Source organism: Methylobacterium sp. J-088, from assembly GCF_022829295.1.
In the GTDB taxonomy this organism is placed as follows: Bacteria; Pseudomonadota; Alphaproteobacteria; order Rhizobiales; family Beijerinckiaceae; genus Methylobacterium.
The window spans coordinates 88,973-112,485 of record NZ_JAKSYH010000032.1; the positions used below are offsets into that span (position 1 = coordinate 88,973).

Below are 23,513 nucleotides of genomic sequence, written 5' to 3' on the forward strand. Positions count from 1 at the left end.
GCGTCATGCTGGTGGAGGATAGCCTCGTGGTGCGCGAGCTGTTGCGCCACATCGTGTCCCGCGATCCCCGGCTCGAGATCGTGGCCGCGGTCGCCTCCGGCGAGGAGGCGTTGGCCAGGCTCCAGAGCGTGCGCCCGGACGTGATATCCATGGATATCCGCCTGCCCGGCATCGACGGGCTGGAGACCACCCGCCGGATCATGGCCGAGCATCCGACCCCGATCGTCGTGGTGGCGGATTCGGTCGAGGATTCCTCTTTGCGCATCTCGATGAACGCGCTGCGCGCCGGCGCGCTGTCGGTGGTCGAGAAGCCGGTGGCCACGACCCATGCGGGCTACGAGGCTGTCGCGGGCGAGATCTGCACGCAGTTGCGGATCATGGCCCAGGTGCCGGTGATCCGCCGTCGGCCGATCGGTACCGAATGGGCGGGCCGCACGGCTGCGGCTTCCTACGCACCACCGTTCGAGCTGCCGGGCCTGGCGCCGAGCATGCTTGGAATCGCCGCCTCCACGGGCGGCCCCCCGGCGCTCGCCCGGGTCATCGGGGCGCTGCCGCGGGACTTCTCGCTGCCCGTGCTGGTCGTCCAGCATATGGGCCCCGCCTTCATGGACGGGTTCGCGACCTGGCTCGACAGCGTCGTGACCCTTCCGGTCGGCATCGCCCGGGACGGGGAGCGCGCCGAGCCCGGGCGGGTCTACGTCGCCCCTGGCGACCGGCACCTGGAACTCGGGTCCGGGCGGATTCTGCGGGTGGTCGACGCGGCACCGGTCTCGGGCCAGCGCCCGGCCGCCACCGTGCTGTTCCGCTCGATGGCCCAGCAGGCCGGGGCGTCGGGGATCGGGGTGTTGCTCACCGGCATGGGCGAGGATGGGGCGGTCGGCCTCGCCGATATGCATAAGGCCGGCGCCCAGACGATCGCCGAGCACGAGAGCACCGCGGTCGTGTACGGCATGCCGGCGACGGCGGTACGCCTGGGGGCCGCCCGCTCGATCCTGCCCTTGGATCGCATCGGCGACCACGTCCTGCGCATCGTGGGGCCGGGGGCGCGGCCGTGATCGGACCTGAGACCGGCCCGCCCGAGGGACCCGCCCGGATTCTGCTGGTGGAGGATTCGGAGACGCAGGCTCTGGAGTTCCGCCTGCTTCTGGAGACGCACGGCTTCGCGGTGGAGCGCTGTGCCTCGGCCGAGACCGCCCTCGACCATCTCAATCGCCAGCAGCCGGACCTCGTGGTGGCGGATTACCACCTGCCGGGCATGAATGGCGACGAGCTGATCCGGCAGATGCGCCTGTCCCTGCGCACCCGGGCATTGCCGGTTCTGATGCTGACCGGTGGAAACGGCGGCGAGCGCCAGGGTCTCGAAAGCGGCGCCGACGCCTACCTGCCGAAATCCGCCGACCGCGACCTGATGATCCTGCGTATCCGCGCTCTGCTGCGCGAGCGCCGTCCGGCCGGCGACAGTGAGGGCCCCGGCGCTGCCGCCTTCCGGCGGGGGCGGATTCTCGTGATCGACGGCAGCGCCACCTATCGGACCTTCCTGGCCGGCCTGATGGCACAGGACGGGCACCATGTGGCGAGCGCCAACGGGCCTGAAGCCGCGCTCGCTGCCCTGGACGCCGCCGAGGGCGAGCCGTTCGACTGCGTGACGGTCGATCTCCTCGGCCACGCCTATGACGGGCTCGCTTTATGTCGGGCGATCAGCCAGCGCCGGGCAGGACGGGCGGCCGGCGCCGGCTTCCACCTCGTCGGGATCGCGGGCAGCGACCCGGCCAAGGATTTCCTGGTCGACGCCTTCGCGGCCGGCGCCGACGACGTCATCGCAAAGACCGATGCCGAGGTGCTGGCGCTCCGGGTGCGCGGCTTCGTGCGCCGCCGCCTACTCGAGGAGGACGACCGGCGCATCGCCGGCCAGTTCGGCGAGCGCGAGCGGGCTGTGGAGCGCGCCCGCGCCGAGGCCGAGGCCTCTGAAGCTCGGGCCCGCCTCGCCGACGCCCTGGAGCGGGCCAACCGCGACCTTGCCAATGCCAACCGGCAGCTCACGGATGCGCAGGCCAAGCTGGTTCAGGCCGCCAAGATGGCCTCGCTCGGCGAGTTGGTGGCCGGCATCGCCCATGAGATCAACAACCCGCTGGCCTTCATCCTGGCCCATCAGGGTACGGTGGAGCGCCTCCTCGGCGAGTTGCCGGAGGCCAGCCCGGAAGCCGCCGCCCGCGCGGTCGAGAAGGCCCGCCAGCGGGTCGGCTCGATGCGGATGGGGCTGACTCGGATCCAGGATCTGGTGCTGAACCTACGGAAATTCTCGCGCCTCGACGAGGGCGAGCGGGCCCTCGTCAATGTGCCGGAGGCGATCGAGACCGTGCTGGCCCTGATCCAGCACAAGCTCGGCGACCGGATCACGGTTGAGCGGACCTTTGGTGGCCGGGCGGAGATCCACTGCACCCCGGCTCTGCTCAATCAGGTCGTGATGAACATCCTCGGCAACGCCGCCGACGCCATGCCGGAGGGCGGCACGGTTCGGATCGATACCCGTTCGGCCCCGGAGCTCGACGAGATCCGGATCAGCGATACGGGTCCGGGAATACCAGAATCCTTGCGTGAAAAAATCTTCGAGCCCTTCTTCACGACGAAGCCGGTCGGTTCCGGTACGGGGCTCGGTCTTGCGATTGCTTACAGTGTCGTTCAAGCGCATAGCGGCTCGCTCACCGTAGAGACGGCCCCGGGTGGGGGAGCCTGCTTTGTGATCGGGATCCCGCGGCAGGCGGCTGGTGCATGAGTGACGGTACGGCAGGTGTGGGGACGATCCTGGCCGTCGATGACGAGCCGGATATCCTGATCGCCCTGGAGGATCTGTTCGAGGATTCCTACCGGGTGCTGACGACCGCGCGTCCCGCCGAGGCGCTGGAGATTCTGCGCGCGGAGCCCGACATCGCCGTGGTGCTCTCGGACCAGCGCATGCCGGGGCTGACCGGCGACGCGCTGCTGGCTGAAGCCCGCACCTTCCACGATGCACAGGCGATCCTGCTGACCGGCTATGCCGACATCACGGCGGTAATCGCCGCCCTTAACCGCGGCGGCATCGTCGGCTACGTGACGAAGCCCTGGGATGCGAGCCTACTGCGCTCCACGGTCCGGCAGGCCTTCGAGCGGCACCACCTCGGCCGGGGCCTCGCGACCGAGCGGGCGCTGCTGCGCGGCCTGCTGGACCATGCCCAGGACGCGATCAGCTTCAAGGATGCCCAACGCCGCTTCGTTCGGCTCAATGCCCGCAAGGCAGCCCTCCTGGGCCATGACATCGCGGCCTGCCTCGGCCGACGCGAGGAGGAACTTGCTGGGACCCGGGGCGCGGCGGTGATCGAGGCCGACGCGGCGGCGATCCGGGCCGGCACGGTGGCCGAGACGCTGGTCAGCGACGGACCGACCGGGGCCGAGCAGTGGCGCCATGTGACCCGGGTCCCGATCCGCGACGTGGGCGGTTCGATCAGCCACCTCGCGGTGATCGAGCGGGACGTGACGGAGCAGCGGACCCTGGAGGCGCGGCTGCGCCAATCCGACAAGATGCAGGCTCTCGGCACCCTGGCGGGCGGAATCGCCCACGACTTCAACAACCTCTTGACCGCGATCCTCGGCAGCCTGGAACTCGCCGCCCCGAAGGTCGTCGACCTGCCCCGGGTCCAGCGGCTGATCGAGAATGCCCGTGGGGCGGCCGAGCGCGGCGCTTCACTCACGAAGCGGCTCCTCAGCTTCAGCCGCGCCCACGACCTTCAAGCTCGGGCGGTGGATGTGAACGCCCTGATCGTCGGGATGAGCGACCTGTTCGGCCGCAGTCTCGGGGGCCTCGTCACCGTGCGGACCGATCTGGAGGACGGTCTGCCGGCGGTGCAGGTCGATCCCGAGCAGCTCGAACTGGCAGTGCTGAACCTGTGCATCAACGCCCGGGACGCGATGCCCGAGGGCGGTGCCATCACGGTGGCGACCCGGCGGCTCGACATCACCGCAGACCCCGAGATCGGAGATGGCGCCTACCTTGGCCTCAGCGTCACCGACGAGGGCACCGGCATCCCGGAAGAGATTCTGCGTCGGGTCTGCGAGCCGTTCTTCACCACCAAGGCGGTGGGCCAGGGAACGGGGCTCGGGCTCGCCATGGTGTTCGGCCTCGCGCAGCAATCGAAGGGTCGCCTGGCGATCGACAGCGAGGTCGGCCGGGGGACACGGGTCGAACTGGCCCTCCCCTTCGCCGCCGCGGCGCCCCGGCAGGCTACCGAAGTGGCCGGGGCGGCGCCGGTAGCCGGGCGGCGAGCCCGTGTCCTCATCGTCGACGACGACCCGCAGGTGCGGCATGTGACGGCCTCGTTCCTCACCGGGTTCGGCCACAGCACCACGGAGGCGGGCGACGGCGATTCGGCCTTGCAGCACCTCCAGCGCGACCGCTGCGATATCGTCGTGGCCGACCTCGCGATGCCCGGCATGAGCGGCGTCGAACTCGCCGCTGCGATCCGCGACCGGTATCCCGGCCTGCCAGTCCTGATCCTGACCGGTCACGCCGACGCGATGCAGATCCCCGAGGATCTGCCAGTCCTGTCGAAGCCGTTCCGCTCGGCCGACCTTGCCGGCAGGGTCGCGACGCTCCTCGATGCAGCGGATTCGGGATCCTGCTGAAACGGCCGGGAAACAGTCGACTGCAGGCCCATAGTTCTTCGTGGGAGCCGGACGCTCCCGGGTACCGAAGAGGAGGTGGACCATGAGCAATCAAGGGATCTTCCCGCGCCTACCGGGTGATGACGACCCGGACCGGGATGGTCCACCGGACGAGATTCGGCAGGGATAGGAGTTTTCGGAACGCGGCGCGGTCGAGTTCCGGGTCCCCGCTGTAAGGGACCGACCTTGTGAGCTCCCGCTGACCTTCCAGAACGTGGAGCCTGCTTCAGGCCCATCGGCGCAAGCCGGCGGGTTTTTTTTCGGCTGCGTCGTTGCACGTGCCGCGACCGACGACCGCGCGACGTCGCGAAACAGAGCGCCACCGCGGCTTGCCTGATGCCGATTCCAACGACGAAGCGCTGAAACGCAAGACGCCGCCCCGGAGGTTCCGGGACGGCGTCTTGAAAAGCCTGAGCGTCGGGGACGCTCCAGATCGGATCAGGCGGCCTCGGCAATCTGACTCGGACCGGAATCCTTGCCGCGGGCCTCGACGTCCCGATCCACAAACTCGATCACTGCGAGCGGGGCGTTGTCACCCTTGCGGAAGCCGGCCTTCATGATGCGGAGATAGCCGCCCGGACGCCCCTGGTAGCGCGGGCCGATCACGGTGAAGAGCTTCTTGACCATGTCGTTGTCGCGCAGCTGCGCCATGGCGAGACGGCGGGTGTGCACGCTGTCGATGCGGCCGAGGGTTACGAGCTTCTCGACGACGGGACGCAGGTCCTTCGCCTTCGGCAGGGTCGTGACGATCTGCTCGTGCTTGAGCAGCGCGACCGACATGTTGGCGAACATCGCCTTACGATGCTCGGCAGTGCGGTTGAAACGACGGCCGCGATAACCGTGACGCATGGTGCTGGCTTCCTTTTCATCTCGGCCGCCGTGCCACGGTACGGCCGGGTGCCTCATTGAGGCTGTTGGTTGCTGTCCGCTTGACCCCGCGGCGGGATTTCTAGGGACTTCGCGTCAGCACCGCGAAGTCCCGGGATTGGATCGGCCAAACAAGAAGCGCCGTGGAGAGCCGACCCCGTTCAGCCCGAGGCGACTTCGCCTCAGTAGTGCTCTTCGAAGCGCTTGGCGAGATCTTCGATGTTCTCCGGCGGCCAGCCGGGGATGTCCATCCCGAGGTGCAAGCCCATGCCAGCCAGCACTTCCTTGATCTCGTTGAGCGACTTGCGGCCGAAGTTCGGGGTCCGCAGCATTTCGCCCTCGGACTTCTGGATCAGATCGCCAATATAGACGATGTTGTCGTTCTTCAGGCAGTTCGCCGAACGGACCGAGAGCTCCAGCTCGTCCACCTTCTTGAGCAGCGCCGGGTTGAAGGGTAGCTGCGGCGCAAGCGGCGCAGCTTCTTCCTTGCGCGGATCCTCGAAGTTCACGAAGACCTGCAGCTGGTCCTGGATGATGCGCGCGGCGTAGGCCAGCGAATCCTCCGGCGAAACCGCACCATTGGTCTCGACCGTCATGGTCAGCTTGTCCTTGTCGAGATCCTGGCCCTCGCGGGTGGTCTCGACGCGGTAGCTGACCTTGGTCACCGGAGAGAACAGCGCATCCACCGGGATCAGGCCGATCGGGGCGTCCTCGGGGCGGTTGCGCTCGGCCGGGACGTAGCCCTTGCCGGTGGCGACCGTGAACTCCATCCGGATCTCGGCGCCGTCGTCGAGCGTGCAGATCACCAACTCGGGGTTCAGGATCTGGATGTCGCCGACCGTGCCGATGTCACCCGCTGTGACGAGGCCCGGGCCGGTCTTGCGCAGGGTCATGCGCTTGGGCGCATCGGTCTGCGAGCGGATCGCGATGGTCTTGATGTTGAGGACGATGTCGGTGACGTCCTCGCGCACGCCCGGGATCGACGAGAACTCGTGCAGCACGCCGTCGATCTGCACCGAGGTCACGGCCGCGCCCTGGAGCGACGACAGGAGCACCCGGCGGAGGGCGTTGCCCAGCGTCGTGCCGAAGCCGCGCTCGAGCGGCTCGGCGACGACCGTGGCGACCCGCTTGGGGTCGTCGCCGGTCGTGACCTGCAGCTTGTTCGGCTTGATCAGTTCCTGCCAATTCTTCTGAATGACCACGATCCTACCTTTCGTCCTTGCCGGGGAATCGCGACGCCCGTCCCCGCGCTTCGGCCGTCCGGCGCCGCCCCCTGGCGCCCCGAACGGTCCCTGAAATCTGTATTCGTCGTTACTCGCCGCCGACCCACAGAACCGGCACGAAGCTGTAGCCAGCCCCGTCCCGATCCACGTAGCCGAGCGCCGGGAATTCGAGATGGCCGCCGGCGATAAGCGTGCGCTCGCCGGCCACCTCGTTCAGGATCCGCTTGCGCGTCTCCCGCGCTTCATCGCCGTCGACATCGAACCCGACGCCGGCCTCCGGGTTCTTGAACTGGATCGCCGGCAAGTGCACCACGTCGGTCCACATCAGCAGCGACTGTCCACCGGAGACGATGCGAAAACCGCAGTGGCCCGGCGTGTGGCCGGGCAGATGGATCGCCGTGATCCCCGGAAGAACCTCGCCGCCCCGGTGCTCGCGAACCCGGCCGGCATAGGGTGCCAGCGCCTTGCGGGCGCCCTCGAAATAAGGCTTCGCCTTGTCCGGAGCCTTGGCCAAGGCCGCGTCCGGCAGCCAATGGGCCGCTTCGTCGGCATGCAGCACGATCTCGGCATTCGGGTACCGCGCCGCGCCACCCGTCAAGAGCCCCCCGACATGGTCGGGGTGCAGGTGGCTGACCAGCACCGTGCCGATCTCCTCCGGCTTGACGCCGGTGAGCGCCAAGGCCGCTCCAACCCGCCCGAGGGTCGGAGCCGGTGCGAGATCGCCGTAGCCCGTGTCGATCAGGGTCGGCTTGAGGCCGGGACCGGTGATCAGGAAGGCGTTCAGCGTGATCTTGGGCTGCTCGGTGCGGAAGCCTGCCAGCTGGAGCCGCCCGGCCTCCGCCTTGGAGATGCCCGTGACGAGATCGAGGCCGGCCTGAAACCAGCCGTCGTTGAGCGCGGTGACCGTGAGGTCGCCGAGAGTCCAACGCAGCACGCCCGGAAGCGGCTTCGATCCCGTCATGTGCTTCTCCACCACGCGGCTGCGATCAAACGCGACGGCGCTTGCGCGGCCGACAGCCGTTATGCGGGATCGAGGTCACGTCACGGATCGAGGTCACAGTGAAGCCCGCGGCCTGAAGGGCGCGCAGCGCCGACTCGCGGCCCGAACCGGGACCCGACACCTCGACCTCGAGGGTGCGCATGCCATGTTCAGACGCCTTGCGAGCGGCATCTTCGGCCGCAACCTGGGCGGCGTACGGGGTCGACTTGCGCGAGCCCTTAAAGCCCATCGCACCGGCGGACGACCACGAGATGGTGTTGCCCTGCGCGTCCGTGATGGTGATCATCGTGTTGTTGAACGAGGCGTTCACGTGGGCGACGCCCGACACGATGTTCTTGCGTTCGCGACGACGGACGCGTTGCGGTTCTTTAGCCATTCTGGTCTCACTCTTCCTTCAAGCGCGCCCGTAATGCCAGGCGCTCGGGATTCTTTTCGGGACTTGGCCGATCCGCCCGTGCAGGGCCGTCGAGCCAAAGCCAGGCACCCCTGTGGGACACCCGGCGCGACGGGAAAGAGGCCGCGCGAAAACCGCCTCCGAACCCCAAAAATTACTTCTTCTTGCCGGCGATCGGCTTCGCCTTGCCCTTGCGGGTACGGGCGTTGGTGTGCGTGCGCTGGCCGCGGACCGGCAGCTGCTTGCGGTGACGCAGGCCACGATAGGCGCCGAGATCCATCAAGCGCTTGATATTCATCGAGACTTCGCGGCGCAGGTCGCCCTCGACGAGGTAGTCGCGGTCAATCGTTTCGCGGATCTGGAGAACTTCGGCGTCGGTCAGCTGGTTGACCCGACGCTCGGCGGGGATATTCACCTTTTGGGTGATCTCTTCGGCCTTCTTGGCGCCGATGCCATGGATGTACTGAAGCGCGATGACGACGCGCTTGTTGGTCGGGATGTTGACGCCTGCAATACGGGCCACAATCGCACTCCATGTCGAGCCCGGCATGCCGGGCGGGTGTCATGCGCGTCCGGTGGAGGCCGGCCCCTGCGCACGTGAAACGACAACGCGGCCCGCGGGCGACCCTGGACAGGGTACCTCGAACCATCGGTCGGTTGGACGAAGGAGGGCCTGCTAGCGCGCGGGCGATCGGATGTCAACGAGGTGTCGGCGAGCCATGCGCCCGCATGCGTCGAACGCAGCACCTGAGACTGATCAATTCTGAGGAGCGACAATGGCGGTTTTGACCAGCGACGGCGCGACCCTGAGAGCCTTTGCCGATTCGGTGCTGCGCGCCGCAGAGGAGGTTCTGGAGGAGGTCTTGCCCGTGACTCTCGCGGTGATCGGGGGTGTGCTTGCCGAAGCGGAGCCCGGATCCGTGGCGCTTCAGGACGCAGACGACGGGCTGCCCCTGCTTTGGGGGACCTTCGCTGGTCGCCGCATTGTATTCCGCTACAATCCAAGGACGGCGATGATCGAGCTGCGCGAAGACACCGCCGAGGGCAACCCGTACCGTCTGTTCGGCCACCGCGCGCTACAAATGGACATCGTCAATTTCTTCGGCAGCCTGCGCCGGGAGGGGCGGATCTGAAGCGCCGCCGGGGTCTCAGCGGAAGCCCTGGTTCCGCAACCGGCAAGTGCCACCCATATCCTGGTAGTCCGCCGGACAGCGACGGACGCACGCCCCCGCCGCGAATTTCAGCGGCGGCCTGCAAGCGTGGCGGAAGCGCTTCTCGCCGTACACGAAGGATTGGGCCGGGCTTTGTGCCAGGGCCGAACGGGGAGGAACAGCCGCCGCGATCAGGAGGATCGCGCTGGCGAGGTGTCGGAGCGTCATGGCGTTTCCCATCGAGGATGCGCCTTCCAACCCTCCGTCAAAGCGGAGGTTTCAGAATCTTCGTATCACCACGCGTTCAACGATCGGCGGCGCTCAGGATGCCACCGGCTCCTCGTGCGGCTCAAGCACCGCCATTAGGTCAGCCGTGACCTTGTCAATCGGCTGCATGCCGTCGATCGTCTCCAGCATGCCCTTCTCGGCGTAATAAGCCGAGAGTGGCGCCGTCTGAGCGCGGTAGGCCTCCAGGCGCTGCTTGAACACCTCCGGCGTATCGTCCTTCCGCACGGCCTGGCCGCGAGCCAGTGTCTCGGCGGCACGTCGCTCGATCCGGCCGACCAGCGCGTTCTCGTCCACCTTCAGCTCGATGACGGCGGAGAGGTTCAAGCCCTTGCTGGCCAGCATGGCGCTCAGCGCCTCGGCCTGCGCGACGGTGCGGGGGAAACCATCGAGGATGAAGCCGCGGCGGGCATCCGGCTCCTCGATCCGGTCGGCGACGATCCCGACCACGATCCTGTCCGAGACGAGACCGCCCGATTCCATCACCGCCTTGGCCTCCAGGCCAACCGGTGTCTCAGCGGCGACGGCCGCGCGGAGCATGTCGCCCGTCGAGAGCTGCGGAATGCCGAAGCGCTGTACGATTCGCTCGGATTGCGTACCCTTCCCCGCACCGGGCGGTCCGAGCAGAATGATGCGCATGGCGTTGTCCTCGTTCGGCCCACGCTCAGTGAGCTCTATCCGCCGTGGCGAAGCCTCCCTGGCATCGCCGGATTTGGGAATGGTCTAACGGGTCGCGGGTGCGCTGGCACCCGGACCTTTGGGCCAGAGGCGGGAGAAGTCTTGGCTCCGGCGCGTCTCTGTATCAGCCTCAGCGCCGGCGTTGCGTGGTCGAGGCGCCGCGCAGCTTGGCCTTCTTCACCAGACCCTCGTACTGATGCGCCATCAGGTGCCCGTGGATCTGTGCCACCGTGTCCATCGTCACCGACACCACGATGAGCAGCGAGGTGCCGCCGAATCCGAGGCTCGCCGCCGCGTAGGACGACAGGATCTCAGGGCAGAGGCACACCAGGGTCAGGTACAGCGCGCCGATCACGGTGATGCGGGTCAGCACCTTGTCGATGAAGGCAGCGGTGCGCTCACCCGGGCGGATGCCGGGGATGAAGCCGCCGTGCTTCTTCAGGTTGTCGGCCGTCTCCTGCGGATTGAAAACCACCGCGGTGTAGAAGAACGTGAAGAAGATGATCAGGGCCGCATAGAGCACTAGGAACAGCGGCGTTCCGTGGCCGAGATAGGCCGTGATTGTGCCGAGCCAGCCGGCAGCGCCGCCGTTCGCCGAGAAGCTTGCGGCCGTGGCCGGCAGCAGCAGCAGAGACGAGGCGAAGATCGGCGGGATCACGCCGGCGGTGTTGAGCTTAAGTGGCAGGAACGAAGTCTGGCCCTCGTACATCCGGTTGCCGACCTGACGCTTCGGGTAGTTGATCAGCAGCCGGCGCTGGGCCCGCTCCATAAACACAATGAAGTAAACCAGCGCCACCGCGGCCACGCCGACGCCCAGGATGATGATCGGAGAGAGTGCGCCAGTGCGGCCGAGTTCGAGGGCGCCCGCGATCGCCACCGGCAGATGGGCGACGATGCCGGCGAAGATGATGAGCGACGAGCCGTTGCCGATGCCGCGCGAGGTGATCTGCTCGCCGAGCCACATCAGGAACAGGGTGCCGCCGGTCAGCGTGATCACCGTCGAGGCCAGGAAGAACGGGCCGGGGTCGATCGCAGCCGAGGAGCCCTGAAGGCCGATGGCGATGCCCCAGGACTGAACCAGCGCCAGCACCACCGTCAGGTAGCGGGTGTACTGGTTGATGACCTTGCGGCCTGACTCGCCCTCCTTCTTCAGCGCCTCCAGGCTCGGGATCACCGAGGTCAGGAGCTGCACGATGATCGAGGCCGAGATGTACGGCATGATGTTGAGGGCGAAGATCGCCATGCGCTCGACGGCACCGCCGGAGAACATGTTGAACAGGCCCAGCACGCCGCCCGCCTGCTGCTGGAAGTTGCGGGCGAACTGCTCCGGATCGATGCCGGGGATCGGGATGTACGTGCCCAGCCGGAACACCACGAGGGCGCCGAGCGTGAACCAGATGCGCTTCTTCAGCTCATCGGCCTTGGCGATCGCACCGAAGTTGAGGTTGGCGGCAAGCTGCTCGGCGGCTGAGGCCATAAGCGTCGCGTCCTGGACATGTCGCCGGGCGGAGGATGCCCGGATGAAACGAAAAACGGCGGCCCGCGTGGTCGCAGGGCCGCCGCTCGAAGGATCGGCTTAAAGGGTGCGCCGGGCCCGTGCAACGGGTCCCGGCGTCGCCCCTTCGCGTCCGTCAGGCCGTGGCCGCCTCGCGGCTGCCGCGGGTGGAGGCACCCTGGGCGTAGACGGTGGTGACCGAACCGCCGGCTTTCTCGACCGCCTCGACGGCGGACTTGGAGGCGCGGGTGACCTCGAAGCTGAGCTTCTCAGTCAGCTCGCCGACGCCGAGCAGCTTCACGCCGTCGCGGGGACGGGCGATAATGCCGGCGGCGACCAGGGTCTCGACCGTAACGGTCGCGGCCTTGTCGAGCTTGCCAGCGTCAACTGCCTCCTGGATCCGCCCGAGGTTCACCTCGTTCAAGTCCTGAGCATAGAGGTTGTTGAAGCCGCGCTTCGGCAGGCGACGATGCAGCGGCATCTGACCGCCCTCGAAGCCCTTGATGGACACGCCGGTCCGGGCCTTCTGACCCTTCACGCCGCGACCCGCGGTCTTGCCCTTGCCGGAGCCGATGCCCCGGCCGACACGCATCCGGTCCTTGGTGGCGCCGGGATTGTCGCTGATCTCGTTGAGCTTCATCGGGACCTCCTCACGCCACGTCGCCGTGGACGCGCACGAGGTGCGCAACCTTGCGGATCATGCCGCGCACGGAGGGGGTATCCTCCAGCTCGGACACGCGGTGGAGCTTGTTGAGCTTCAGGCCGATCAGCGTCTGGCGCTGGCTGGCCTCACGGCGGATCGGCGAGCCGATCTGTTCGATACGGACGGTCTTCTGTGCCATCGGACCCTCCCTTACGCGACCGCGGCTTCGGATTGGTCGGCCGGATCGGCATCGCGGCGACGCGACTGGAGCGTCGACACCTTGATGCCGCGGCGGGCCGCCACGGAGCGCGGGCTATCCTCGTTCTTGAGCGCCTCGAAGGTGGCGCGCACGAGGTTGTAGGGGTTCGACGAACCCAGCGACTTGGCGACGACGTCCTGCATGCCGAGCGTCTCGAACACGGCGCGCATCGGGCCGCCGGCGATGATGCCGGTACCCTGCGGAGCCGCGCGGAGGATCACCTTGCCGGCGCCGTGACGACCATTGACGTCGTGGTGCAGGGTCCGGCCCTCGCGGAGCGAGACGCGGATCAGACCGCGCTTGGCGGCTTCCGTCGCCTTGCGGATCGCCTCCGGCACCTCACGGGCCTTACCGTGGCCGAAGCCGACGCGGCCCTTCTGGTCGCCGACGACGACGAGGGCTGCGAAGCCGAAGCGACGGCCGCCCTTCACCACCTTGGCGACGCGGTTGATGTGGACGAGCTTGTCCACGAACTCGCTGTCGCGCTCCTCGCGATCATCGCGGCGGCCGCGGCCCCCGCCTTCCCGTTCACGTGCCATGGTTTTACCTATTCATCTCACTGGCGCGGCCGGCGGGGCCGCTCGCTCGATTGATTGTCGAATGCCGGACACGCAGCGCACGTCCAGCCCGCCGTCGTTCAACGGTCCTGAATAGACGTGCCGTCGGCATCAACGCCGAGGGCACGTCCAATAAAATCAGAACTCCAGGCCACCCTCGCGGGCAGCCTCGGCCACGGCCGCGACACGGCCGTGATAGATGTAGCCGGAGCGGTCGAAGATTACCTTCGTGACGCCCGCGGCCTTGGCGCGCTCGGCCACCAGCTTGCCCACCGCCTTGGCGGCGGCGACGTCGGCGCCGGTCTTGAGTTCGCCCTTGAGTGCTTTGTCGATCGACGAGGCGGCGGCCAGCGTCTTGCCGGCGACGTCGTCGATGACCTGCACGTAGATCTGCTTCGACGAGCGGAACACCGAGAGCCGCGGACGGCCATTGGCGGCCGCCCGCAGCGCGCGGCGAACGCGCGCCTTGCGGCGATCGAGGGCTTCGAGCTTGCGAGACATGATGCCCTCCTTACTTCTTCTTGCCTTCCTTGCGGAAGATGAACTCGCCCGCGTACCTCACGCCCTTGCCCTTGTAGGGCTCGGGTCCGCGGTAATCGCGGATCTCAGCGGCGACCTGACCGACCTGCTGGCGGTTGATCCCGGTGATCGTGATCTCGGTGGGCTTCGGGGTAACGATCGTGATCCCGGCGGGGATCTCATACTCGATGTCGTGGCTGTAGCCGAGCGACAGCTTGAGGGCCTTGCCGGCCATCGCAGCGCGGTAACCGACGCCGGTGATCTCGAGCTTCTTCTCGAAGCCCTTCGACACACCCTCGACGATGTTGGCGATCTGCGCCCGCGACGTGCCCCACAGGGAGCGCGCCGGCTTGGACTGGTTGACGGGCTGCACCTCGATGGCGCCGTCCTTCATCGCCACGTTGACGAGCGAAGGAACGACGAACGAGAGTTCACCCTTCGAACCCTTCATCTTTACGGTCTGGCCGGTGACGGTGGCGGTAACGCCGGCCGGCACGGGGACCGGCTTCTTGCCTACGCGAGACATGGGATAACCTCCTTATGTCCCGATCAGAACACGGTGCAGAGCACTTCACCGCCGACGTTGCGCTCGCGCGCCTCGTGGTCGGCCATGACGCCCTGCGGGGTGGAGACGATGGTCACGCCGAGGCCGTCGGCCACGTGCGGCAGATCACCAACCGACGAGTAGACCCGGCGGCCCGGCTTCGAGACGCGCTTGATCTCACGGATCACCGGGCGCCCGTCGTAGTACTTGAGCTCGATGGCGAACTCGGTGCGGCCGTTGCCAAGGTCGGTGGCCGCGTAATCGCGGATGTAGCCCTCGGACTTCAGCACGTTCAGGACGTTGGCGCGCAGGCGCGAGCCGGGTGTCTGAACGACGTTGCGACGGCGCAGCTGACCGTTGCGGATGCGGGTGAGCATGTCGCCCACGGGATCGTTAACCATGGGGACCTCCTTACCAGCTCGACTTGACCAGGCCGGGGATCAGGCCCCGGTTGCCAAGCTCGCGCAGCGCCACGCGCGAGATGCCCATCTTGCGATAAAAGGCGCGCGGGCGGCCGGTCATGCCGCAGCGATTGCGGATGCGGGTGGCCGACGAATTGCGCGGCAGTTCCGCGAGCTTGAGGCGCGCCTCGAAGCGCTCCTCCATTTCGAGGCCATCGTTGTTGGCGATCTCGAGGAGCGCCTTACGCTTGGCTGCGAAGCGCTTCACCAGCGCCTTGCGAGCCTCATTCTTCTCGACTGAGCTTTTCTTCGACATGTGGTCTATCTCCGGTGTCCGCGTCTGAAGCCCGAGGGCTTCACTGCCGGAACGGGAACTGGAAGGCGGCGAGCAGGGCCTTAGCCTCGGCATCGGTCTTGGCGGTGGTCGCCACGACGATGTCCATGCCCCAGGTCTGCTCGGCCTTGTCGTAGGAGATCTCCGGAAACACGAGGTGTTCCTTGAGACCGAGCGCGTAGTTGCCGCGGCCGTCGAACGAACGCGGGTTCAGGCCGCGGAAGTCACGCACGCGCGGCAGCGCGATGGTGATCAGCCGGTCCATGAACTCGTACATGCGCTGCTTGCGCAGGGTCACCTTGCAGCCGATCGGCATGCCCTCGCGAACCTTGAAGGTCGCGATGGCCTTGCGAGCCTTGGTGATGACCGGCTTCTGGCCGGCGATCAGGGCGAGGTCGCCCGCAGCCACGGACGCCTTCTTGGAATCCGCGGTGGACTCGCCGACGCCCATGTTGATCACGATTTTCGTGATCTGCGGCACTTCCATCGGGTTCTTGTAGCCGAACTGCTCGATCAGCTTCTGGCGCACCACCTCGTCGTAGTGCTTGCGCATACGCGGAGTGTAGGCGTTCTTGTCGGCCTCAGCCATCGATCTGATCCCCCGTGGTCTTGGCGAACCGGACCTTGCGCCCGTCTTCGAGGATGCGGAAACCCACGCGGGTCGGCTTGCCGTTGGCATCCGCGACCGCGATGTTCGAGAGCTGGATGGCGGCCTCCTTGGAGATGATGCCGCCTTCCTGGTTCTGGGTCTGCTTCTGGTGCTTCTTGATCAGGTTGATGCCGCGCACGAAGGCCCGGCCTTCCTTCGGCAGAACCTGGATCACCTCGCCCGAGCGACCCGAGTCGCGGCCGGTGAGCACGACGACCTTGTCGCCCTTCTTGATCTTGGCAGCCATTACAGCACCTCCGGAGCCAGGGAGATGATCTTCATGTGGTTGCGGGCGCGCAGCTCGCGCGGAACCGGTCCGAAGATACGGGTGCCGATCGGCTCCTTCTGATTGTTGATCAGGACCGCAGCATTCTTGTCGAAGCGGATCACCGATCCGTCGACGCGCTTCACGGCCTTGGCCGTCCGAACGACGACCGCCTTCATGACGTCGCCCTTCTTGACGCGACCGCGCGGGATCGCCTCCTTGACCGAGACGACGATGACGTCGCCCACGCCGGCATATTTACGCTTCGACCCGCCGAGGACCTTGATGCACATCACACGGCGTGCACCCGAGTTGTCGGCAACGTCCAGATTCGTCTGCATCTGGATCACGTGCGTGACTCCTTGTTTCAGGCGGGTTTCCGCACGCGGACGGTATTGCCCGGCGGACGACGCCTGATGGGGATCTGATGTCCCCGGCTCATGTGTTCGACCGCGCTGGCGGTGTCTGACGACACCGGCGCGGTCACCGCGTTCACAGGGTGCGAGCACCCATCGAAATTGTCGCGAAGGCCGGGCGGATACTACGGGCGGCCCGGGAAGGCAAGCCGAGCGGCAAGAATTTCGGCGTGACGGGTCAGAACGCGCCCCTCCCCCAGTCGCATTCCGCTGGCGGCCCATGCGCCCGGGACAGGGTGCTGCGGTTAATTCTGCAACGAACTCTATGCCCGACCGGCGACGCGACAAGCGAGTCTGCGTCAGGTCTGAGCTCCGGGCTCGGTCGCCGAAGCACGGCGACACAACAGGAAGGGCCGGTGCGCAGAACTGCGCACCGGCCCACATCTCACAAAGGCAGTCCGATCAGGCGGGCTGGCCGGCCGATTCGAACAGGAAGCCGTCCAGGCTGGGAATCGTGACCGCTGCCCCGCTGGCGGGCTTCGACAGGCGCCACGGCCGCTCGCCCCGTGCGCGGATCGCCTCGGAGGGACGCAGGCGGCGCATGGTGCCGTCCTCCCGCATCTCCTCGATCCCCAGGAAGCCGTAGACCTGAAGGCGGGACGCCGTGAGCTTGGTCGCCCGATCCTCAGCGGCCAAAACCATGCTGCCGGTGGCGTAGACGGCGTCCAACAGGGAACGCTGCTCGCTGCGGCGCCGATCGCGCGCCTCCCGCTCGCCCGGTGCCTGGGCAGGAAGGGGCCGCCGGAACGGAACGACGTTGCTGACCGCGACGCAACCCATACGCAAGACCCTCGACGCGAACTGGGGGCGGCCCGGCCACCCGTTGATCGCGACACTTCGACGGTTTGCTTTAAACTTCCGTAGACCATCGCGCGGCGCCCCTGCCCCGATCCGGCACGCCGGGACGTCATGCAGGCGTGCCGCAGCTTAGCCACGAGGGCCGCCGGGCCCCCTGGGGCAGCGCCGCCGCCAGCCGATCGAGGGCCAGGCAGAGCGCACCTTAGACGGCCCCGACGAACAGAAAGATCTCGGTCGGGTAGACCATGGCGCGGGTGTTCACCTGCGCGGCCACGAAGGACAGTTCTGGCACGCCGGTCACTCAGGCGAGCGACGTATCCTCGATCAGCGAGGTCCATTGATTGACGAAGGACGGCGCCATGGCGCGCAGGGCCTGCGGCAGGACGATGACGCGCAGCACTTGCCCGCGGCCGAAGCCGAGCGCGAGACCGGCTGCCCACTGGCCGATGCTCTCGATCCCGGCCGCGACTCCGCAAGCGAGGTAGGCACCGCCGACGAGCGAAAGCGCCGCCGCCACGGTGCCGATCTCCGGAACCGACACGTCGAACTGGATCGGCAGCAGAAAGTAGCTTCAGTCGGCAAGCATCAGGATCGGAATGGCCCGGAAGAAGCCGAGACCGAGGATCAGTGCCCGCCGCCCTGCGCCCGCGCTCATCGCGAGCCCAACGCCAAGCAAGAGTCCGAGCGCTGCCGAGGCGACACCGGACAGCCCGGAGAGAATCAACGTCAGCGCAAGACCGCCGATCGGCCCGTCGAGCCAAGCCCCGACCAGCAGGTAGCCGAGATTGTCTGTGATGACCGCGAGGTTCATGCGCGCGAGTCCGGCCTCGGCGCGCGGCGGACCCGGGCCTGCCCGGCCGCCTCCACCAGCGCGACGGCGCCGATATAGAGGAGCGTCGCGATGCCGAAGGCCTGGAAGGCCTGGAAGGCCTCGGTCTCCACCTGATGAGAGGCGTAGGACAGTTCGGCGAGGCCGGTCGTCATGGTCAGCGACGTGTTCTTGATCGTATTGAGGTTCTGGCCAACGATCGGCAGCCACGCGATCCGTAGCGCCTGCGGCAGGACGATGTGGCGGAAGGCCTGGACCGGCGTGAGGTCGAGGGCCAGGGCCGCCTCCCGTTGAGTTGACCGCACGCCGTTGATTCCGGCGCGTCCCTCCTCGGCGATATAGGCGCCCGCATAGACGGTCGGGCCGACGAAGCCCGCAAGCGTCTCGTAGGCGGGCCAGCTGAGGGCGGCAGGCCCGATGTCGAGAATGCGGGGGGTGTTGAGCCACGCCGTCATCCCGCCCGGCAGCAGGGCCGCGACCGCGAAGCACCAGACGAACAGCTGGACCAGCAGCGGCGTGTTGCGCACGAGGCCGACGAAGCCCGCCACCGCGCGTCGCGATCCAGAGCCGCCTATCTACTGCGGGCCTCAGGCCCCGAATCCCAGCACCGTGCCGCTACCGCACACGGCCGCCGGCACGGTCAGGGTGACCTCGAAGCCCTGCAGCAGCCAGCCGAGGTAGCGCGGCGCCAGAGAAGGCCGAACAGGATCACGGCGCCGATCCGCTCTGTCGTGCTCACCGATTCGGAACAGGCACGGCAGCGGCTGCTCGCTGTCCGGGCCGAACCAGCGGTCGTAGATCGCCGCCGCCTCTCCACTCTTCTCAAGATCCCGCAGGATCTCGTTCACGAGGTCCCGTAACCGGGTCTCTCCCTTCGGATTCCCAACGCCGATATCGTCGTTCGAGATGCTAAAGGGCGGGATTTCGTAATTCTGCCGATCCGGCACCTTCGCCAGCAGCCCGACAAGCTTCGGCCCGTCCTGGGTGATCGCATGGACGTCGCCATTGCGCAGGGCCGTGAACGCGAAGGGCGTGTCGTCGTCAGTGACCACCGTGGCCTACGGGAAATCCCTCGGCGCCGATGCGCAGGCCGTTGCGCTGATCGGGCGCCGACAGCGTGCCTTTCTTGGCTGGGAACTGCTGGCCGGAGGCAAAGCACGGGATACTGAGATCAAGCTGCTTGGCCCGCTGGTCGGTGATGGTGAAGTTCGCCAGGACGAGATCGCTCTTGCCGGAGGTCAGCGGTGTGATCCGATTCGCCGGGTTGGTGGGGCGCACGTCGAGCTTCACGCCGATCTTGTCGGCGACGGCCTGGGCGAAATCGTCGTCGAGCCCAACGATCTCCTTGGTGGCGGGGCCGAAGAAGCCGAAAGGCGGATTGCTGTCGAAGGATGCGACCCGCAGGACACCGGCCATGTTGATGTCATCAAGCCGATCGGCCTAGGCCGCGCCCACCGACAGCCGGGTTGCTAGGGCGAGAACGGAGAGGCGGCGCATACAAAACGCCCAAACCGATTCGGCCTCGGGCCGGATCCATGCCGAACATTTTGGGGTGCTGCACCTCCCTCGAACGGGAGGAACGGTGACCCTCGATCGCGTGAAAACGATCGCGCGAAGATCCATCGAAGAACTCCACACCTCGTCCAAGCGAACGGCGGCATGATTCTCGAAGACGCACACCGGAATCAAGGGACGAGCTTTGCGTTCTTCAGAGGCAGGAGAGAATGAATTGTCACGTGGTGAGCCACCGATGCTGCTGATGTTTTTCGCCGCTGAAACACACGCTTCGCAGTACCTGACCGAAACACCAGGCCGATCCAACCGTTGGGATTGCCCGCGGCGACGCGCTCGACGATCGATACGAGCTGACGATCCGTTCGCCGGGGCGGGGCCACGCCTTGACCGAACTTTAACCTCCTGCGAGACGCAGATTTCTCCCGCCGATGCATTGACCTGTCGCGCAACCGCGGCTAGAAGCGCGCCACTTCGGATGGCCATCGGCTGCCGCCGGCTCTTCGGATTTGCTTCCGGATGCCGCCGTCATCGCTCCGCGCTCCGAGGAATCAAATCGCCTGACGCTCTAAGTCAGATCCGTAGGTACGAGCGCGTTCGTTTTCGGGCGTGCTCCTCTGCCCACACCGCGCCGAGGGGCTCTGACCAGCCCTCCGGCGCATATTCGTATTGCGGACTGCTCTTCGCGGTCCGGACCTAGGTGACCGAGGAAGAGGGCACAGGATGCCGACGATCAACCAGCTGATCGCCCAGCCGCGGAAGATCCAGCGGAGCCGCAATAAGGTTCCGGCGCTTGACGCTTGCCCGCAGAAGCGCGGCGTCTGCACCCGCGTTTACACGACGACCCCGAAGAAGCCGAACTCGGCGCTTCGTAAGGTCGCCAAGGTGCGTCTCACCAACGGCTTTGAGGTGATCGGCTATATCCCGGGTGAAGGCCACAACCTTCAGGAGCACTCCGTGGTGATGATCCGCGGTGGTCGCGTGAAGGATCTTCCGGGCGTGCGCTACCACATTCTGCGCGGCGTGCTCGACACGCAGGGCGTGAAGAACCGGAAGCAGCGCCGGTCGAAGTACGGCGCCAAGCGGCCGAAGTGAGGTTCGAGTCCGAAGCAAATTTCGCTTCGGGCCACGATTTCCACGGCTTCGTAAGGATGCCGCCGGCCCTCGGGCTCAGGTGGCCTGCGCGGGGCGCTTAAGACCATATTGTTCGAGAGCTGAAGCCAATGTCCCGTCGTCACTCAGCAGAGAAGCGCGAGATCATCCCGGACCCGAAGTACGGGGATGTGGTTCTGACGAAGTTCATGAACTCCATCATGTACGAGGGCAAGAAGTCGACCGCTGAGCGGATCGTCTACGGTGCCTTCGACATCGTCGAGAACCGTGCCCGCGCGAACCCGATCGAAGTGTTCCGCGCCGCGCTCGACAACGTCGCCCCGATGATCGAGGTCCGCTCCCGCCGCGTCGGCGGTGCGACCTATCAGGTCCCGGTCGAGGTGCGCACTGAGCGTCGTCAGGCTCTGGCGATACGCTGGCTGATCCAGGCCGCCCGTTCGCGCAACGACCGGACCATGATCGAGCGCCTCTCCGCGGAGCTGCTCGACGCCGCCAACAACCGCGGCAACGCCGTCAAGAAGCGGGAAGACACGCACCGGATGGCGGAAGCCAACCGCGCCTTCTCGCACTACCGCTGGTAAGCGGTTCCGCCGTCTCTCAGGAGCAATCCGATGCCCCGCACGCACGCGATCGAGGACTACCGCAACTTCGGCATCATGGCCCACATCGATGCCGGCAAGACCACGACCACGGAGCGGATCCTCTACTACACCGGAAAGTCTCATAAGATCGGCGAAGTCCATGAGGGCGCCGCCACGATGGACTGGATGGAGCAGGAGCAGGAGCGCGGCATCACGATCACGTCCGCCGCTACGACGTGCTTCTGGCGCGACAAGCGCCTGAACATCATCGACACCCCCGGCCACGTGGACTTCACCATCGAGGTGGAGCGTTCGCTCCGCGTGCTCGACGGCGCAGTGTGCGTGCTCGACGGCAACCAGGGCGTCGAGCCGCAGACCGAGACCGTGTGGCGTCAGGCCGACAAGTACGACGTGCCGCGCGTCGTGTTCGTCAACAAGATGGACAAGATTGGCGCCGACTTCTTCAAGTGCGTGGCCGATATCATCGGCCGCGTTGCCGGAAAGCCGGTGTGCCTGCAGCTGCCGATCGGTGCCGAGTCCAACTTCCAGGGCGTCATCGACCTCATAAAGATGAAGGCGATCGTCTGGTCGGGTGAGGCGCTCGGCGCCAACTTCGATGAGACCGAGATCCCGGCCGACTTGCTGGATCAGGCGGTCGAGTATCGCACCAAGCTGGTCGAGGCCTGTGTCGAGCTCGACGACGAAGCCATGGCCGCCTATCTCGACGGCACCGAGCCGAGCCAGGAGGCGATGCGCGCTCTGGTGCGCAAGGCCGTGCAGCTGCGCGCCTTCCACCCGGTGCTCTGCGGCTCAGCGTTCAAGAACAAGGGCGTGCAACCACTCCTCGACGCCGTCGTGGATTACCTGCCCTCCCCGGCCGACCGCGGCGAGATCAAGGGCATCGACTTCAAGACCGAGGAAGAGATCGTCCGTCACCCGACGGATTCGGATCCCTTCTCCATGCTCGCCTTCAAGATCATGGACGATCCCCACGTCGGCACGATCACCTTCTGCCGCGTGTATTCGGGCAAGGTCGAGTCGGGCGCCAACGTGCTCAACTCCTCGCGCGACAAGAAAGAGCGCGTTGGCCGCATGCTGCTGATGCACGCCAACAACCGTGAGGACATCAAGGAGGCCTTCGCGGGCGACATCGTGGCGCTCGCCGGCCTCAAGGATACCCGCACGGGCGACACCCTCAGCGATCCGCAGAAGGTCGTCATCCTCGAGAAGATGGAATTCCCGGAGCCGGTGATCGAGATCGCCGTCGAGCCGAAGTCGAAGGCCGACCAGGAAAAGCTCGGCATCGCACTGGCCAAGCTCGCCGCGGAGGATCCGTCCTTCCGGGTTTCCACCGACCAGGAATCCGGCCAGACCATCCTGCGCGGGATGGGCGAGCTACACCTGGACATCAAGGTCGACATCCTGCGCCGCACCTACAAGGTCGACGCGAATATCGGCCAGCCGCAGGTCGCCTACCGTGAGAAGCTGACCCGTCGGCAGGAAATCGACTACACGCACAAGAAGCAGACCGGCGGTACCGGCCAGTTTGCCCGCGTGAAGTTCATCGTCGAGCCGAACGAGCCGGGCGCCGGTTTCTCGTTCGAGTCGAAGGTCGTCGGTGGTTCGGTGCCCAAGGAGTACATCCCGGGCGTCGAGAAGGGCTTGAACTCGGTACTGGGCGCGGGCGTGCTGGCCGGCTTCCCGGTGGTCGACGTGAAGGTCGAGCTGATCGACGGCGCCTACCACGATGTCGACTCGTCGGCGCTGGCCTTCGAGATCGCTTCTCGGGCGGCGCTTCGCGAGGCTCTTCAGAAGGGCGGATCGGTTCTGCTCGAGCCGGTGATGAAGGTCGAGGTCGTCTCGCCGGAAGAGTATACCGGTTCGGTCATCGGCGATCTGAACGCCCGTCGCGGCCAGATCCAGGGCCAGGACATGCGAGGCAACGCCAACGTCATCAACGCGATGGTGCCGCTGGCCAACATGTTTGGCTACGTGAACCAGCTGCGCTCCTTCTCGCAGGGCCGCGCCAACTTCACGATGCAGTTCGATCACTACGAAGAGGTGCCGCGCGGCGAGGCCGACAAGGTCATCGCCAAGTACGCCTAAGGCTCACGCCTCAACCACCTCTTCTTCCGCAACACGATTTCGAATTTAGGAGGCTCTGATGGGCAAGGAAAAGTTCTCCCGCACCAAGCCGCACTGCAACATCGGCACGATCGGTCACGTGGATCACGGCAAGACGTCGTTGACGGCGGCGATCACGAAGGTGCTGGCTGAGACGGGCGGCGCGACGTTCACGGCCTAC

At 66.6% G+C, this 23,513-nt stretch carries 32 protein-coding genes; 8 read left to right on the top strand and 24 right to left on the bottom strand.

Translation table 11 applies throughout. The annotated features are described in order from the left end of the window. Nucleotides 1-5 precede the first annotated feature (5 nt). From cheB to MKK63_RS03055, 3 genes are read left to right on the top strand one after another with little or no spacing between them, the layout of a single operon-like run. Nucleotides 6-1,055 (top strand): chemotaxis-specific protein-glutamate methyltransferase CheB, encoded by a 1,050-nt coding sequence (gene cheB, locus MKK63_RS03045; protein ID WP_243998643.1) that lies wholly within the window; start codon nucleotides 6-8, stop codon nucleotides 1,053-1,055. Then, nucleotides 1,052-2,773, top strand: a complete 1,722-nt coding sequence (locus tag MKK63_RS03050) for a response regulator (RefSeq protein ID WP_243998607.1) — start codon at nucleotides 1,052-1,054, stop codon at nucleotides 2,771-2,773. The genes cheB and MKK63_RS03050 overlap by 4 nt, the downstream gene beginning before the upstream one ends. Further along, nucleotides 2,770-4,656 (top strand): response regulator, encoded by a 1,887-nt coding sequence (locus MKK63_RS03055; protein WP_243998609.1) that lies wholly within the window; start codon nucleotides 2,770-2,772, stop codon nucleotides 4,654-4,656. The genes MKK63_RS03050 and MKK63_RS03055 overlap by 4 nt, the downstream gene beginning before the upstream one ends. A 477-nt stretch (nucleotides 4,657-5,133) precedes the next feature. Here MKK63_RS03055 and rplQ read toward each other — a convergent pair whose 3' ends face one another. The 5 genes from rplQ to rpsM form a co-directional block, all read right to left on the bottom strand. Then, nucleotides 5,134-5,544, bottom strand: a complete 411-nt coding sequence (gene rplQ / locus MKK63_RS03060) for a 50S ribosomal protein L17 (protein ID WP_243998645.1) — start codon at nucleotides 5,542-5,544, stop codon at nucleotides 5,134-5,136. 200 nt (nucleotides 5,545-5,744) lie between these two features. Further along, nucleotides 5,745-6,764, bottom strand: coding sequence for a DNA-directed RNA polymerase subunit alpha (locus MKK63_RS03065; protein WP_243920233.1), 1,020 nt, complete (start codon nucleotides 6,762-6,764; stop codon nucleotides 5,745-5,747). A 109-nt stretch (nucleotides 6,765-6,873) separates the two neighbouring features. Then, nucleotides 6,874-7,746, bottom strand: coding sequence for an MBL fold metallo-hydrolase (locus MKK63_RS03070; protein ID WP_243998611.1), 873 nt, complete (start codon nucleotides 7,744-7,746; stop codon nucleotides 6,874-6,876). A gap of 25 nt (nucleotides 7,747-7,771) precedes the next feature. Further along, nucleotides 7,772-8,161: a 30S ribosomal protein S11 gene (gene rpsK, locus MKK63_RS03075; RefSeq protein WP_007557606.1), complete on the bottom strand. Its 390-nt coding sequence runs from the start codon at nucleotides 8,159-8,161 to the stop codon at nucleotides 7,772-7,774. A gap of 172 nt (nucleotides 8,162-8,333) precedes the next feature. After that, nucleotides 8,334-8,702 carry a 30S ribosomal protein S13 gene (gene rpsM / locus MKK63_RS03080; RefSeq protein ID WP_012319166.1) on the bottom strand — a complete coding sequence of 123 codons (369 nt, stop codon included), beginning with the start codon at nucleotides 8,700-8,702 and terminating at the stop codon, nucleotides 8,334-8,336. Between the two features lie 253 nt (nucleotides 8,703-8,955). Here rpsM and MKK63_RS03085 point away from each other — a divergent pair, with 253 nt between their 5' ends. After that, entirely contained in the window at nucleotides 8,956-9,312 is a 357-nt protein-coding gene (locus tag MKK63_RS03085) for a hypothetical protein (RefSeq protein ID WP_243998613.1), read from the top strand. Between the two features lie 15 nt (nucleotides 9,313-9,327). On the opposite strand, the gene MKK63_RS03090 is transcribed toward MKK63_RS03085, so the two are convergent. The 19 genes from MKK63_RS03090 to MKK63_RS31625 form a co-directional block, all read right to left on the bottom strand. Continuing rightward, on the bottom strand, nucleotides 9,328-9,558 hold the full coding sequence (locus MKK63_RS03090) for a hypothetical protein (protein WP_243998615.1): 231 nt from the start codon (nucleotides 9,556-9,558) through the stop codon (nucleotides 9,328-9,330). A 93-nt stretch (nucleotides 9,559-9,651) separates the two neighbouring features. Continuing rightward, nucleotides 9,652-10,254: an adenylate kinase gene (locus tag MKK63_RS03095; protein ID WP_243998617.1), complete on the bottom strand. Its 603-nt coding sequence runs from the start codon at nucleotides 10,252-10,254 to the stop codon at nucleotides 9,652-9,654. A gap of 169 nt (nucleotides 10,255-10,423) precedes the next feature. Beyond that, nucleotides 10,424-11,770, bottom strand: coding sequence for a preprotein translocase subunit SecY (gene secY, locus MKK63_RS03100; protein WP_243998619.1), 1,347 nt, complete (start codon nucleotides 11,768-11,770; stop codon nucleotides 10,424-10,426). A 154-nt stretch (nucleotides 11,771-11,924) separates the two neighbouring features. Beyond that, nucleotides 11,925-12,428, bottom strand: coding sequence for a 50S ribosomal protein L15 (gene rplO, locus MKK63_RS03105; RefSeq protein ID WP_243998621.1), 504 nt, complete (start codon nucleotides 12,426-12,428; stop codon nucleotides 11,925-11,927). Nucleotides 12,429-12,438: 10 nt separating this feature from the next. Next, nucleotides 12,439-12,630, bottom strand: coding sequence for a 50S ribosomal protein L30 (gene rpmD / locus MKK63_RS03110; RefSeq protein ID WP_020096280.1), 192 nt, complete (start codon nucleotides 12,628-12,630; stop codon nucleotides 12,439-12,441). A gap of 11 nt (nucleotides 12,631-12,641) precedes the next feature. Continuing rightward, the gene (gene rpsE / locus MKK63_RS03115) at nucleotides 12,642-13,229 is read right to left on the bottom strand and encodes a 30S ribosomal protein S5 (RefSeq protein ID WP_043355033.1); all 588 of its coding nucleotides are present in this window, start codon (nucleotides 13,227-13,229) and stop codon (nucleotides 12,642-12,644) included. A 156-nt stretch (nucleotides 13,230-13,385) separates the two neighbouring features. Further along, entirely contained in the window at nucleotides 13,386-13,748 is a 363-nt protein-coding gene (gene rplR, locus MKK63_RS03120) for a 50S ribosomal protein L18 (RefSeq protein ID WP_010686176.1), read from the bottom strand. Nucleotides 13,749-13,758: 10 nt separating this feature from the next. Continuing rightward, nucleotides 13,759-14,292, bottom strand: a complete 534-nt coding sequence (gene rplF / locus MKK63_RS03125; RefSeq protein WP_243920245.1) for a 50S ribosomal protein L6 — start codon at nucleotides 14,290-14,292, stop codon at nucleotides 13,759-13,761. A 23-nt stretch (nucleotides 14,293-14,315) separates the two neighbouring features. Then, nucleotides 14,316-14,711, bottom strand: coding sequence for a 30S ribosomal protein S8 (gene rpsH, locus MKK63_RS03130; protein ID WP_007557585.1), 396 nt, complete (start codon nucleotides 14,709-14,711; stop codon nucleotides 14,316-14,318). A gap of 10 nt (nucleotides 14,712-14,721) precedes the next feature. Next, complete coding sequence (rpsN, locus tag MKK63_RS03135) at nucleotides 14,722-15,027, bottom strand: 30S ribosomal protein S14 (RefSeq protein WP_210034104.1); 306 nt, start codon at nucleotides 15,025-15,027, stop codon at nucleotides 14,722-14,724. Between the two features lie 40 nt (nucleotides 15,028-15,067). Further along, a complete protein-coding gene (gene rplE / locus MKK63_RS03140; RefSeq protein WP_243920249.1) occupies nucleotides 15,068-15,634 on the bottom strand; it encodes a 50S ribosomal protein L5 in 567 nt (188 codons plus the stop codon). Further along, nucleotides 15,627-15,941: a 50S ribosomal protein L24 gene (rplX, locus tag MKK63_RS03145; protein ID WP_243920250.1), complete on the bottom strand. Its 315-nt coding sequence runs from the start codon at nucleotides 15,939-15,941 to the stop codon at nucleotides 15,627-15,629. The genes rplE and rplX overlap by 8 nt, the downstream gene beginning before the upstream one ends. Then, entirely contained in the window at nucleotides 15,941-16,309 is a 369-nt protein-coding gene (rplN, locus tag MKK63_RS03150) for a 50S ribosomal protein L14 (protein WP_007557579.1), read from the bottom strand. The genes rplX and rplN overlap by 1 nt, the downstream gene beginning before the upstream one ends. 468 nt (nucleotides 16,310-16,777) lie before the next feature. Next, entirely contained in the window at nucleotides 16,778-17,155 is a 378-nt protein-coding gene (locus tag MKK63_RS03155; protein WP_243998624.1) for a hypothetical protein, read from the bottom strand. 319 nt (nucleotides 17,156-17,474) lie between these two features. Beyond that, entirely contained in the window at nucleotides 17,475-17,714 is a 240-nt protein-coding gene (locus tag MKK63_RS03160; RefSeq protein ID WP_243998626.1) for an ABC transporter permease subunit, read from the bottom strand. A 30-nt stretch (nucleotides 17,715-17,744) separates the two neighbouring features. Then, on the bottom strand, nucleotides 17,745-17,984 hold the full coding sequence (locus MKK63_RS03165) for a hypothetical protein (RefSeq protein WP_243998628.1): 240 nt from the start codon (nucleotides 17,982-17,984) through the stop codon (nucleotides 17,745-17,747). Then, a complete protein-coding gene (locus tag MKK63_RS03170) occupies nucleotides 17,981-18,550 on the bottom strand; it encodes an ABC transporter permease subunit (protein ID WP_243998630.1) in 570 nt (189 codons plus the stop codon). Before MKK63_RS03170 ends, MKK63_RS03165 begins: the two co-directional genes overlap by 4 nt. A gap of 39 nt (nucleotides 18,551-18,589) precedes the next feature. Then, complete coding sequence (locus MKK63_RS31620) at nucleotides 18,590-19,054, bottom strand: transporter substrate-binding domain-containing protein (protein WP_313901743.1); 465 nt, start codon at nucleotides 19,052-19,054, stop codon at nucleotides 18,590-18,592. Beyond that, nucleotides 19,044-19,418 carry a transporter substrate-binding domain-containing protein gene (locus MKK63_RS31625; protein WP_279574479.1) on the bottom strand — a complete coding sequence of 125 codons (375 nt, stop codon included), beginning with the start codon at nucleotides 19,416-19,418 and terminating at the stop codon, nucleotides 19,044-19,046. The genes MKK63_RS31620 and MKK63_RS31625 overlap by 11 nt, the downstream gene beginning before the upstream one ends. Nucleotides 19,419-20,237: 819 nt before the next feature. Between MKK63_RS31625 and rpsL the strand changes: the two genes are divergently transcribed. The 4 genes from rpsL to MKK63_RS03195 form a co-directional block, all read left to right on the top strand. Continuing rightward, nucleotides 20,238-20,609 (top strand): 30S ribosomal protein S12, encoded by a 372-nt coding sequence (gene rpsL / locus MKK63_RS03180; RefSeq protein WP_007557568.1) that lies wholly within the window; start codon nucleotides 20,238-20,240, stop codon nucleotides 20,607-20,609. 128 nt (nucleotides 20,610-20,737) lie between these two features. Further along, a complete protein-coding gene (rpsG, locus tag MKK63_RS03185) occupies nucleotides 20,738-21,208 on the top strand; it encodes a 30S ribosomal protein S7 (protein ID WP_007557567.1) in 471 nt (156 codons plus the stop codon). Between the two features lie 30 nt (nucleotides 21,209-21,238). Continuing rightward, on the top strand, nucleotides 21,239-23,314 hold the full coding sequence (fusA, locus tag MKK63_RS03190) for an elongation factor G (protein ID WP_243998632.1): 2,076 nt from the start codon (nucleotides 21,239-21,241) through the stop codon (nucleotides 23,312-23,314). A 58-nt stretch (nucleotides 23,315-23,372) separates the two neighbouring features. After that, nucleotides 23,373-23,513 (top strand): GTP-binding protein (locus MKK63_RS03195; RefSeq protein WP_243958598.1); only part of this gene is annotated, 141 nt, incomplete at its 3' end.

What these genes read in the sequence shown, in the direction of transcription:
- rpsE (WP_043355033.1), bottom strand. Translation starts at nt 13,229, where the DNA reads ATGGCACGTGAACGGGAAGGCGGGGGCCGCGGCCGCCGCGATGATCGC.
- fusA (WP_243998632.1), top strand. Translation starts at nt 21,239, where the DNA reads ATGCCCCGCACGCACGCGATCGAGGACTACCGCAACTTCGGCATCATG.
- MKK63_RS03155 (WP_243998624.1), bottom strand. Translation starts at nt 17,155, where the DNA reads ATGGGTTGCGTCGCGGTCAGCAACGTCGTTCCGTTCCGGCGGCCCCTT.
- rpsK (WP_007557606.1), bottom strand. Translation starts at nt 8,161, where the DNA reads ATGGCTAAAGAACCGCAACGCGTCCGTCGTCGCGAACGCAAGAACATC.
- rpsN (WP_210034104.1), bottom strand. Translation starts at nt 15,027, where the DNA reads ATGTCGAAGAAAAGCTCAGTCGAGAAGAATGAGGCTCGCAAGGCGCTG.
- MKK63_RS03165 (WP_243998628.1), bottom strand. Translation starts at nt 17,984, where the DNA reads ATGAACCTCGCGGTCATCACAGACAATCTCGGCTACCTGCTGGTCGGG.
- rplF (WP_243920245.1), bottom strand. Translation starts at nt 14,292, where the DNA reads ATGTCTCGCGTAGGCAAGAAGCCGGTCCCCGTGCCGGCCGGCGTTACC.
- rpsH (WP_007557585.1), bottom strand. Translation starts at nt 14,711, where the DNA reads ATGGTTAACGATCCCGTGGGCGACATGCTCACCCGCATCCGCAACGGT.
- rpsG (WP_007557567.1), top strand. Translation starts at nt 20,738, where the DNA reads ATGTCCCGTCGTCACTCAGCAGAGAAGCGCGAGATCATCCCGGACCCG.
- MKK63_RS31625 (WP_279574479.1), bottom strand. Translation starts at nt 19,418, where the DNA reads ATGGCCGGTGTCCTGCGGGTCGCATCCTTCGACAGCAATCCGCCTTTC.
- MKK63_RS03055 (WP_243998609.1), top strand. Translation starts at nt 2,770, where the DNA reads ATGAGTGACGGTACGGCAGGTGTGGGGACGATCCTGGCCGTCGATGAC.
- rplE (WP_243920249.1), bottom strand. Translation starts at nt 15,634, where the DNA reads ATGGCTGAGGCCGACAAGAACGCCTACACTCCGCGTATGCGCAAGCAC.
- rplQ (WP_243998645.1), bottom strand. Translation starts at nt 5,544, where the DNA reads ATGCGTCACGGTTATCGCGGCCGTCGTTTCAACCGCACTGCCGAGCAT.
- MKK63_RS03095 (WP_243998617.1), bottom strand. Translation starts at nt 10,254, where the DNA reads ATGCGCATCATTCTGCTCGGACCGCCCGGTGCGGGGAAGGGTACGCAA.
- cheB (WP_243998643.1), top strand. Translation starts at nt 6, where the DNA reads ATGCTGGTGGAGGATAGCCTCGTGGTGCGCGAGCTGTTGCGCCACATC.
- rpmD (WP_020096280.1), bottom strand. Translation starts at nt 12,630, where the DNA reads ATGGCACAGAAGACCGTCCGTATCGAACAGATCGGCTCGCCGATCCGC.
- secY (WP_243998619.1), bottom strand. Translation starts at nt 11,770, where the DNA reads ATGGCCTCAGCCGCCGAGCAGCTTGCCGCCAACCTCAACTTCGGTGCG.
- MKK63_RS03070 (WP_243998611.1), bottom strand. Translation starts at nt 7,746, where the DNA reads ATGACGGGATCGAAGCCGCTTCCGGGCGTGCTGCGTTGGACTCTCGGC.
- MKK63_RS03085 (WP_243998613.1), top strand. Translation starts at nt 8,956, where the DNA reads ATGGCGGTTTTGACCAGCGACGGCGCGACCCTGAGAGCCTTTGCCGAT.
- rplX (WP_243920250.1), bottom strand. Translation starts at nt 15,941, where the DNA reads ATGGCTGCCAAGATCAAGAAGGGCGACAAGGTCGTCGTGCTCACCGGC.
- rpsL (WP_007557568.1), top strand. Translation starts at nt 20,238, where the DNA reads ATGCCGACGATCAACCAGCTGATCGCCCAGCCGCGGAAGATCCAGCGG.
- rplO (WP_243998621.1), bottom strand. Translation starts at nt 12,428, where the DNA reads ATGAAGCTCAACGAGATCAGCGACAATCCCGGCGCCACCAAGGACCGG.
- rplR (WP_010686176.1), bottom strand. Translation starts at nt 13,748, where the DNA reads ATGTCTCGCAAGCTCGAAGCCCTCGATCGCCGCAAGGCGCGCGTTCGC.
- MKK63_RS03090 (WP_243998615.1), bottom strand. Translation starts at nt 9,558, where the DNA reads ATGACGCTCCGACACCTCGCCAGCGCGATCCTCCTGATCGCGGCGGCT.